The sequence below is a fragment of the Candidatus Thiosymbion oneisti genome (genome assembly GCF_900092655.1).
Lineage (GTDB): Bacteria > Pseudomonadota > Gammaproteobacteria > Chromatiales > Chromatiaceae > Thiosymbion > Thiosymbion oneisti.
Window position 1 is genome coordinate 1 of the sequence record NZ_FLUY01001833.1, and the last position, 8,597, is coordinate 8,597.

Sequence of the window (8,597 nt, forward strand, 5' to 3'; positions counted from 1 at the left end):
ATGGTATCGGTGGTAAAAAATGGTGTGTCTGCCTCGGCTGTAGTTTTTCATAACAATGATGCTAAAGCACCATGCCTTTTTCAAACTGGAAGTTTATCCGCCTGAAGGCGGAGGTTTCCACCATCAGAAGGACTATGAAAATATCCTGTTAATCCTGTTAATCCTGTTAATCCTGTTAATCCTGTACTATTCGGAAAAGAACCAGATCTTCCGCAGTTGGCCCGCCCTGTCGAATCTGGTTTAGGTTGCGTTAAGACGCCGGTATCGGCCTGGCCGTAGATCAACGAGCCTTGGTGCGTCGAACGCAACACATCAAACTTGTCCCGACGCAGGAGGGATCTTTTCCCTCCGGACAGCACCAAATAATTCAGGATTGCTTTTAACCAGACAGCTTCTGAATCCGGGGCCATTACAGGTTGCCGGAGCCAGTCAGACATCAGGACAATATTCGCTTCGATGATCGGATCAGCAGCGTTTCGTATATGGAATATGCCTCACTGAGCAGACTGCTAGCCTCGGCGTCCTTGGTGGTGCCGTTGCGGATTTCGAACCTGTTTGTCAGCTCGGTCTGCGGTGGAATATCCAATAGCTTGCAAATGCCGCTCCAGACTTCGGACGACTGCTCGCATAAGCGTTCGTAGCATACAAAGACACAGTGTTTGTCATTCTCGGATACTTGTTCCATTAAAAATCGATATACGCCAACCCACTGTGCCAGCCAGTATTCCAATGCAGTTGGAACATGTTTTGTACCGCTTGCCGCGCCCCATTCGAACGGCCGGTGATCACTACCAAACTCATGGTGCACGAGCCATGTCATATACCTCTGTGCAAACCTGTCATAGCGATTCCGATCGATGAATCTACGATGCTGCGTCAGCAAAGACCGTGCTTGCTTGATAGGGTCACGAAAGGGTACGAGTATTATCGCGTTGGGAAATATGCTCGGTAATCCAGCCAAGCGCAACACATTGTTGTTGTTCTTCGAGAGATAGCGCGTTTTGTTGTACCTTTGATTTATCAGATCGACATAAACACGAAAGGCTGCAACGGATTCATCCGCCAGTTGGACACTTACGAGCCTGTCCTCGCGTATGTAATCTCCCCCGAATACGCGCCAAAAAACCTCTTCCAAGGCTTCGGGACTGTCAAAGCCGATTTGAATTCCATCACCGTGGGCCCTCTCGATATCATCTCTGTGACGTTGAGAGCTCCTGGTAACCTTAGCCCAGGTATTGGGAGCCAGTACAAACGGCATATCCCGATAGGTCAAGGAGCTGAATTCCTTAGAATCGTAAAGTGCCTGCATGAGCATCGTTGTACCGGACCTTGCAAGGCCACTCACAAACACATGCTTCGCTTGGATGGACTCGATTGGTTTCTTGGAGAAGAGTTTTCGTTCTATATCAAAACTGGTTTCAAGGATTGCCGCATTACTCAGCGCCAACCGATGGAGGACCCGTGATGGAAAATCATACATTGAACCGACCAACTGTCCATTAGTTACATTGTGAATTCCAGTCTTCAACTTTGCGTGGAGAGAGTCGGGTAATGTTTATCAACCCGAGGTTTTTTCCCGGTCCAACCCTGTTCTCAAAGATAAACATCGGTTTGCCTGATAGATGGCCTACCACGACACGCCCATTGTCCTCATCTGCGAACACCAACAGGTTGTTATCGTCATCAAACTCAAAGTTCCCTTTCGCGCGCATTGTTACGCCCCAGGTTTTCAGATCGAACAAAACCGATCGAGAGTGATCCTTCACCCCGAGTGTGACGATCCGCGGGTTAGGCCCTGAGTTCGCAAATGGATTGTTATCAAAGACGGCAATATAGCCCCGCTGAAAGGTCGCATCATGTTGGCTTGACGTGAGGCCATAGCGATACCACAGGATCTTGGATGTCTTGGGTCTGAATACGAAAACCAGGTTCAGACGTCGCAAGCTGATCAACAGATCTCCTGCCTCGAAGTCATCGAAGCTATCCGCAAGGTCCCGGGACAAGACGTCAACCTTATTAGGGTGAAATAACTCGGCCCGGGTAATGTGCAACGGATATTCACCCGCGGAGACAGGGGGCGCTTTAAATGCATCGAAAATAGCCAGGTCCTGGTCTCTTGCCCACCGAATAAGTTCCGCTAAGTGTATTCGCTCCATGATCTCTCCCGTGTTCCCGTCTACGGACACGATTTCCGGACCATAGAAGGTGTAAAATTTCCCTTCGTTATAGGTGATTTCATGGTGGTAATTACGATAGAAACTGGAAGGGAGCTTGCTCAGATCTAATGCTGATGGTTTTATCGGATCGGCCTCCCACTTCTTTTCACCGCACCAGCTGTAACTTGTCAGTACACCATAGGTATTGGTTGCCAAATCTCCGGTCTTCGACAGTGCCAAACCGATACCACCATATATCTTTCTATATTGCCGGGGCTTTATGGACCAACCTCGTACTATTCGGCCTTCTGTAGAGATCAGAATGGCCCCCCAATGGGTATCCTCGAAGGTAAAGCTCCCGTAGATGAGAAAATACTCCTTCCGGCTGGCATCTGAATAATACCGAACCTGATCGAGGGACTCTATGCTCGGTCCTCGGTAGGAAGAGGTATCTACAGATCTAAACTGGAGTTGCATGGGAAAGGGTGACGGACTCACGGCAAAGGCGAGAGGATCGAACATCAGCCCGTCCTTGAATCGCTGGGCAACTGACCTCTTATCGGCCGGGTGTCCCTTCCAGAACGCAATGATTTGCCTGAAGGAGGGCTTGAGAAGGCGAGATGGGAATATGTCGTAATAAACCATGGCAGCGCCCCAGATAAAGCAGACCAGGGCAACCAGCCAGATAATTCCAAAAACGGGAAGATACCTTTTCATGTGCAAGGTGGGTTGGATCGCAATGCCATTAGGTTAGCTGCTGACCGCTGGTCGTGGTCGATCAGGATGCGGAAAAGAAAACCACGAAGCGCGCGCATCGGCGCGAACAAGATCCCTCCCTTCGGTTCGGGATGACAATTTCGCGCGGATTCGCGTGATGCGTCGTTTCTCCTCTTGTTTGTCGACCGGTAATGCTTAACTTAATGGCATTGGTCTGCACCTAACCCAGGGCCGACATAGGTAAGGCCGATCGTCGGATAGACGATTAATGAGGCAATAAGAACCCATTTCCGGATAACTAATTGCATCGTGAGCTCCACTCTTCAACTTTCCGTGGAGATATGCGGGTAATGTTTTTCAACCGGAGGTTCTTTCCCCGTCCAACCCTGTTCTCAAAGATAAACGCCGGTTTACCTGATAGATAGCCTACCACGGCACGCCCATTGTCGTCATCTGATACCATCAATAAACTACTACCATCATCAAGCTCGAAGTTTCCCCCCATACGTATCGTTATACCCCAGGTTCTCAGATCAAACAAAGTCGATCGCGTGTGATCCTTCACCCCGAGGGTGACGATCCGTGGACTAGGCCCTGAATTCGCAAATGGATTGTTATCAAAGACGGCGATATAGCCCCGCTGAAAGGTCGGATCGTGTTGAAGCGATGTGAGGCCACAGCGATACCATAGGATTTTGGAGGTCTTGGGTCTGAATACGAAAACCAAATTCATGTTTCGCATGCTGATCAACAGATCCCCTTCTTCAAAACCATCGAAGCTATCCGCGAGGTCCCGGGATAGAATGTCAACCTTATTGGGATGACCAGAATTAGCTAGTTTAACCTTTAACGAGTTGAAATTTCTCTTGTTCAGATCTTTATCTTTGAAGACGATACGCCTTGAGAAATGTACATCAAAAATAGCCAGGTCCTGGTCTCTTGCCCACCGAATAAGCTCCACGAGATCTATTCGCTCCATGACATCTCCCGTGTTTTCGTCTACAGATACGATTTCCGACCCGAAGAAGGTGTAAAACCTCCCCGCGTGATAGGTGATATCATGGTGGTACACATTATAGTCGTAAGGGATCTCGCGCCCGGCTAACGCGAGTGATTTTGTCTGCTTGGCCTCCCATTTCTTTTCACCGCACCAGCTATAACTCGTCAATACACCATAGGTATTGGTTGCCAAGTCTCCGGTCTTTGACAGTGCCAACCCGATACCACCATCCAGCCATCTGGATTCCTGGGGCTTTATGGACCAACCCCGTACTATTCGGCCCTCCGTGGAGATCAAAATGGCCCCCCAATGTGTATCCTTGAAGGCAAAGCTCCCGTAGATGAGAAAATACTCCTTCCGGCTGGGATCCGAATAATACCGGGCCTGATCGAGGGACTCTATGCTTGGTCCTCGGTAGGAAGAGGTAGCGACAGGTTTAAACTGGAGTTGCATGGGAAAGGGTGACGGACTCACGGCGAAGGCGAAAGGATTGAACACCAGCCCGTCTTGGAGTCGTTGTACAAATGACCTATTATCGGCCGGGTGTCCCTTCCAAAACGCAATCACTTGTCTGAAAGGGGGCATAAATAGGTGGTGTGGAAATATATCATAATAAACCATGGCAGCGCCCCAAATGAAGCATGCCAGTGCAGTCAGCCAGATAATTCCAAAAACGGGGAAATACCTTTTCACTTCGTGTCGGCATCTTCTCCGGTCTGTTTTTGCTTCCAACGTTGCAACATACGTTTGAGCGGGTACCAGAAGATGGTGAATAAGGCCAGCAATACAGACCCGAGTATACCCAGTATCAACGCAAGGGCGCCTACGCCCAACCCGGGGCCGACATAGGTAAGGCCGACCATCGGATAGACGATTAATGAGGCAATAAGAACCCATTTCCAGATGATTAATTGCATCGTGCGCTCCATTCTTCAACTTGGTGTGGAGATACTCGGGTAATGTTTTTCAGCCGAAGGTTCTTTCCCGACTCAACCCTGTTTTCGAAGATAAATATCGGCTTACCTGATAGATAGCCTACCACAGCACGCCCATTGTTGTCATCTGATACCACCAATAAGTTGCTATCATCATCAAACTCAAAGTTTCCATGTATGCGCATGCTTATACCCCAGATTCTCAGATCAAACAAAGTCGATCGCGTATGATCCCTCACTCCCAGTGTGACGATTCGTGAGCTAGGCCCTGAGTTTGCAAGTGGGTTGTTATCAAAGACGGCGATATAGCCCCGCTGAAAGGTCGGATCGTGTTGGTACGAGGTGAGGCCATAGCGATACCACAGGATCTTGGATGTCTTGGGTCTGAATACGAAAACCAAGTTCAGATTTCGCAAGCTGATCAACAGATCTCCTGCTTCAAAGTCATCGAAGCTATCCGCAAGGTCCCGGGATAGAACATCAATCTTATTGGGATGAAAGGGATCCGGAACCACTATTTTATGCCAGTTGCTTTTGTTCATCCTATGAACATCATAGAAGAGTACCACATCCCTGAATCTCGGATCAAAGAGAGCCAGGTTCTGATCTCTTGCCGATCGAATAAGTTCCAATATGTGTATTCGCTCTATGATCTCTCCCGTGTTCTCGTCTACGGACACGATTTCCTGCCCATAGAAGGTGTAAAACCTTCCCTCGTGATAGGTGATATCATGATGGTATATCGTATCGGAGTAAGGGATCTCGTGCCCAGCTAACGCGGGTGATTTTGTCTGCTTGGCCTCCCACTTCTTTTCACCGCACCAGCTATGACTCATCAGTACACCATAGGTATTGGTTGCCAAATCTCCGGTCTTCGAAATTGCCAGACCGATACCACCATCTATCAGTCTATATTCCTGGGGCTTCATGGACCAACCTCGTAGTACTCGGCCTTCCGTAGAGATCAGAATGGCCGCCCAATGTGTATCCTCGGAGATAAAGCCTCCATAAATGAGAAAATACTCCTTCCGGCTGGTATCCGAATAATACCGAGCCTGATCGAGGTACCCTATGCTCGGCCCTCGATAGGAAGAGGTATCTACAGGTCTAAACTGGAGTTGCATGGGAAAGGGTAACGGGTTCATGGCGAAGGCGAAAGGATTCAATATCAGCTCATCCTGGAGTCGTTGTACCAATGACCTATTATCGGCCGGGTGTCCCTTCCAAAATGCAATTACTTGTCTAAAAGGAGGCATAAGTAGGCGGTATGGAAATATGTCATAGTAAACCATGGCAGCGCCCCAGATAAAACAGGCCAGTGCAACCAGCCAGATAATTCCAAAAACGGGAAGGTACTTTTTCATGTACGAGGTGGGCCTGCATGGGTCTGTCCCGACCACGACAGGGTAGTGGAGCCGGGTTGCGGCTCAAGGCCATTAAGAAGCTGTCTGGTTAAAATGGATTCGAGCGTCGGGTTGCGTTACGCCACGTTCGGCGCCGTGCCGGTCTCGGGCGCGGTCCTGGATTATTTGGCGTTGGGGTAGTGGTTAATGTCTAAGTTGGAACATGACCAACGGCACTGGCCGCCATGCCCCCTCTCCCCCCGGGAGAGGGTTGGGGAGAGGGGATCAAAAAGATGAATCGCTCTACTTTAACACTTATGAATTTACCACTACCGGCGTTGGTTGTGGGATCCGGCTGACCGCTTGTCGTGATAGATCAGGATGCGGAATCGCCTTAGTGCCCATCGAGCCACTTCTGCAAAGCTTCGATCAACGCCTGCGCCTGTGCCTTGCCGGAGATGTTGAACTTGGACTGCTGGCGGAACTCGCCGCCGCGCTTTTGATAGCGGCGGATGCTGTACTTCTCCGGGCCATAGACCTCCTTGGTGCGATCCCACTCCCGATAGCGGAAGAGCACCGTGGCCCAGCTACCTTTGGACAGGATCGCTTTGTCGAGCTCCTGGACGATCTCGGTTTCTCCTTCGCTGTAGCTGACTGTGAGCTCGTCTACCGTTTCCGCCATTCGGATATCCCCCTTGTCTTTCTCGTGTCCGGATTAGATGTCAGCGCGTGGATGTTGCCGGTTCGGCCCGGGCGCCGAAGCGCTCGAGCAGATCGATGATCGGTTGGTTGCCGTTCTCGATCGCAATGGAGAGGAGCGTCCTTCCGTCGCCATCCGGGGCGTCTACATTTGCACCGAGATCGATCAGGCGTTTAGTCAACAACCGCTGCCCGTCGCCGACGGCGATGTGCAAAGGCGTGGCACCCGCCTGGTCCTTGGCATCGACATCCGCCCCGCGCCGCGTCAAGAACGCCAGGGAGTCCCGGTCGTCTACGCCGGCTCGGACGAGGATGAACAACAGCGCCTGGGGGTCATCCGTTGCGTCTGCCTCGATGAGTATGGCGGCCAATTGGGTCCTACCCGCGACCAGGGCAACTTGCAGCGGGGTCTCTCCCGCCTGGTTCGTCGCGTTCGGGTCCGCGCCGTTCTTCAGCAGCTCGCGGACGATGATGAGACGCCCCCGCCGGACCGCCGCGTGCAGGGGCAGCTCACCCCGAGGATCGGCCCGGTCGATGTCCGTACCCCAGTAAATGTGGCGTTTGATCTGATCCAGATCGCCGCCTTGGATGGCGCGGTAGAGGTTGATGGTCGGTGGCGGAGGCTCGCCGCAGGCCGCGAGCAACAGGGCCGCGAGCGCGAGGGCGGCGGGGACACGGACAGGGGACATTTGGTCTTGATTTCGGAGCTTGGGTTGGAACGCAGGTCTTGCATGGTAAGTCTTGGGGCAAGGCCGCCGCAACCATTCGACCCGAACAGCAAGGCGAGCGCGTATTAAAGCTTGCCGAAAACACAACTACAGGGCCATGTTTTCAGGGATTCATACAGGTTCGCTCCGGGTTACGGGCCGGCCGCAACCCCATCATCGGGCTTGCGAAATATTGCGAATATGTTACATAAGGATCCGGACTTCATCACCGGCCAACCTTTGGTTGCCCTTTTTGCATCGCTCCGAGCCCTCTTCCCATATGCCCCGCGAGCTCTTAATCCTTCGTCATGCCAAATCGGACTGGAGCGCGGGCGACGCCGGTGACTTCAAACGCCCTCTCGCCAAGCGGGGAAAGAAGGACGCGCCGCGCGTCGGCGCATGGCTCTACCGGGAGGGGCTAGTCCCCGACCTAGTGATCAGCTCACCGGCGCAACGGGCCCGTCAGACCGCAGAGAAGGTCTGCAAGTCGATGGACTATAAAAAAAAGAAGATCCAGTGGCACGATGAGGTGTACGGGGCGGATGTCCAGGACCTGGTGCACCTGCTGGGACGCTGCTCCCCCACTGCACGGATCGTCCTGCTGGTCGGGCATAACCCGGGGCTGGAGGAGCTGGTGCTCTATCTTGCCGGCGACGAGCTGGACCGGCAGGCAGACAGTAAGCTGCTCCCCACCGCCACCCTGGCGCGGCTGGAGATGCCGGACGACTGGAGCACCCTGACCTGGGGCTGCGCCCAGCTCCTCACCATTACCCGCCCGCGCAACCTCGTGGATTGACCCCAGGCATCCCGTCCGTTTGCTGATACCTGGTAGCCGTGAGTAAACCAAAAGGCTCTTTATGGATTCCGGACTGCTTTGGAGTGCGCCGGCAAAGCGGCGCGGCCACATCGAACCTCAGCCACGGGGGATACCAGCGGCGTTGGCCGGGAATCCGGGTACTTAGGTTCCACCCGCGCCGCGGCGACGGCGCTTTCCCCTGGCCGCAACACCTGTGTTGGGAACGGATACATCGCTAAATCCA

General features: G+C 52.4%; 9 protein-coding genes. 1 reads left to right on the forward strand and 8 read right to left on the reverse strand.

What is annotated here, in order from left to right; translation table 11 throughout:
• Window positions 1–80: 80 nt before the first annotated feature.
• The 8 genes from BQ17_RS21175 to BQ17_RS19580 all read right to left on the reverse strand — a co-directional run bounded on the left by BQ17_RS21175 (window position 81) and on the right by BQ17_RS19580 (window position 7,539).
• Complete coding sequence (locus tag BQ17_RS21175) at window positions 81–437, reverse strand: hypothetical protein (RefSeq protein ID WP_141699394.1); 357 nt, start codon at window positions 435–437, stop codon at window positions 81–83.
• Window positions 437–1,480, reverse strand: a complete 1,044-nt coding sequence (locus BQ17_RS19550) for a sulfotransferase (RefSeq protein ID WP_089730006.1) — start codon at window positions 1,478–1,480, stop codon at window positions 437–439. The genes BQ17_RS21175 and BQ17_RS19550 overlap by 1 nt, the downstream gene beginning before the upstream one ends.
• A 19-nt stretch (window positions 1,481–1,499) precedes the next feature.
• A complete protein-coding gene (locus BQ17_RS19555; protein ID WP_089730008.1) occupies window positions 1,500–2,873 on the reverse strand; it encodes an arylsulfotransferase family protein in 1,374 nt (457 codons plus the stop codon).
• Window positions 2,874–3,171: 298 nt separating this feature from the next.
• Window positions 3,172–4,494, reverse strand: coding sequence for an arylsulfotransferase family protein (locus BQ17_RS19560; protein ID WP_141699395.1), 1,323 nt, complete (start codon window positions 4,492–4,494; stop codon window positions 3,172–3,174).
• Between the two features lie 68 nt (window positions 4,495–4,562).
• Entirely contained in the window at window positions 4,563–4,790 is a 228-nt protein-coding gene (locus BQ17_RS19565) for a hypothetical protein (protein WP_089730012.1), read from the reverse strand.
• Window positions 4,781–5,737, reverse strand: a complete 957-nt coding sequence (locus BQ17_RS19570) for an arylsulfotransferase family protein (protein ID WP_218068363.1) — start codon at window positions 5,735–5,737, stop codon at window positions 4,781–4,783. Before BQ17_RS19570 ends, BQ17_RS19565 begins: the two co-directional genes overlap by 10 nt.
• Before the next feature lie 808 nt (window positions 5,738–6,545).
• Window positions 6,546–6,833: a hypothetical protein gene (locus BQ17_RS19575; protein ID WP_089730015.1), complete on the reverse strand. Its 288-nt coding sequence runs from the start codon at window positions 6,831–6,833 to the stop codon at window positions 6,546–6,548.
• Window positions 6,834–6,873: 40 nt separating this feature from the next.
• Window positions 6,874–7,539 carry an ankyrin repeat domain-containing protein gene (locus tag BQ17_RS19580; RefSeq protein WP_089730017.1) on the reverse strand — a complete coding sequence of 222 codons (666 nt, stop codon included), beginning with the start codon at window positions 7,537–7,539 and terminating at the stop codon, window positions 6,874–6,876.
• 298 nt (window positions 7,540–7,837) lie between these two features.
• Between BQ17_RS19580 and BQ17_RS19585 the strand changes: the two genes are divergently transcribed.
• A complete protein-coding gene (locus BQ17_RS19585) occupies window positions 7,838–8,353 on the forward strand; it encodes a SixA phosphatase family protein (protein WP_089730019.1) in 516 nt (171 codons plus the stop codon).
• The last annotated feature ends 244 nt before the right edge of the window (window positions 8,354–8,597 follow it).

Bases quoted from the DNA above. Each gene is read 5' to 3' on its own strand.
- BQ17_RS21175 (WP_141699394.1), bottom strand. From the start codon at position 437: ATGTCTGACTGGCTCCGGCAACCTGTAATGGCCCCGGATTCAGAAGCT.
- BQ17_RS19550 (WP_089730006.1), bottom strand. From the start codon at position 1,480: ATGTATGATTTTCCATCACGGGTCCTCCATCGGTTGGCGCTGAGTAAT.
- BQ17_RS19555 (WP_089730008.1), bottom strand. From the start codon at position 2,873: ATGAAAAGGTATCTTCCCGTTTTTGGAATTATCTGGCTGGTTGCCCTG.
- BQ17_RS19560 (WP_141699395.1), bottom strand. From the start codon at position 4,494: ATGGTTTATTATGATATATTTCCACACCACCTATTTATGCCCCCTTTC.
- BQ17_RS19565 (WP_089730012.1), bottom strand. From the start codon at position 4,790: ATGCAATTAATCATCTGGAAATGGGTTCTTATTGCCTCATTAATCGTC.
- BQ17_RS19570 (WP_218068363.1), bottom strand. From the start codon at position 5,737: ATGAAGCCCCAGGAATATAGACTGATAGATGGTGGTATCGGTCTGGCA.
- BQ17_RS19575 (WP_089730015.1), bottom strand. From the start codon at position 6,833: ATGGCGGAAACGGTAGACGAGCTCACAGTCAGCTACAGCGAAGGAGAA.
- BQ17_RS19580 (WP_089730017.1), bottom strand. From the start codon at position 7,539: ATGTCCCCTGTCCGTGTCCCCGCCGCCCTCGCGCTCGCGGCCCTGTTG.
- BQ17_RS19585 (WP_089730019.1), top strand. From the start codon at position 7,838: ATGCCCCGCGAGCTCTTAATCCTTCGTCATGCCAAATCGGACTGGAGC.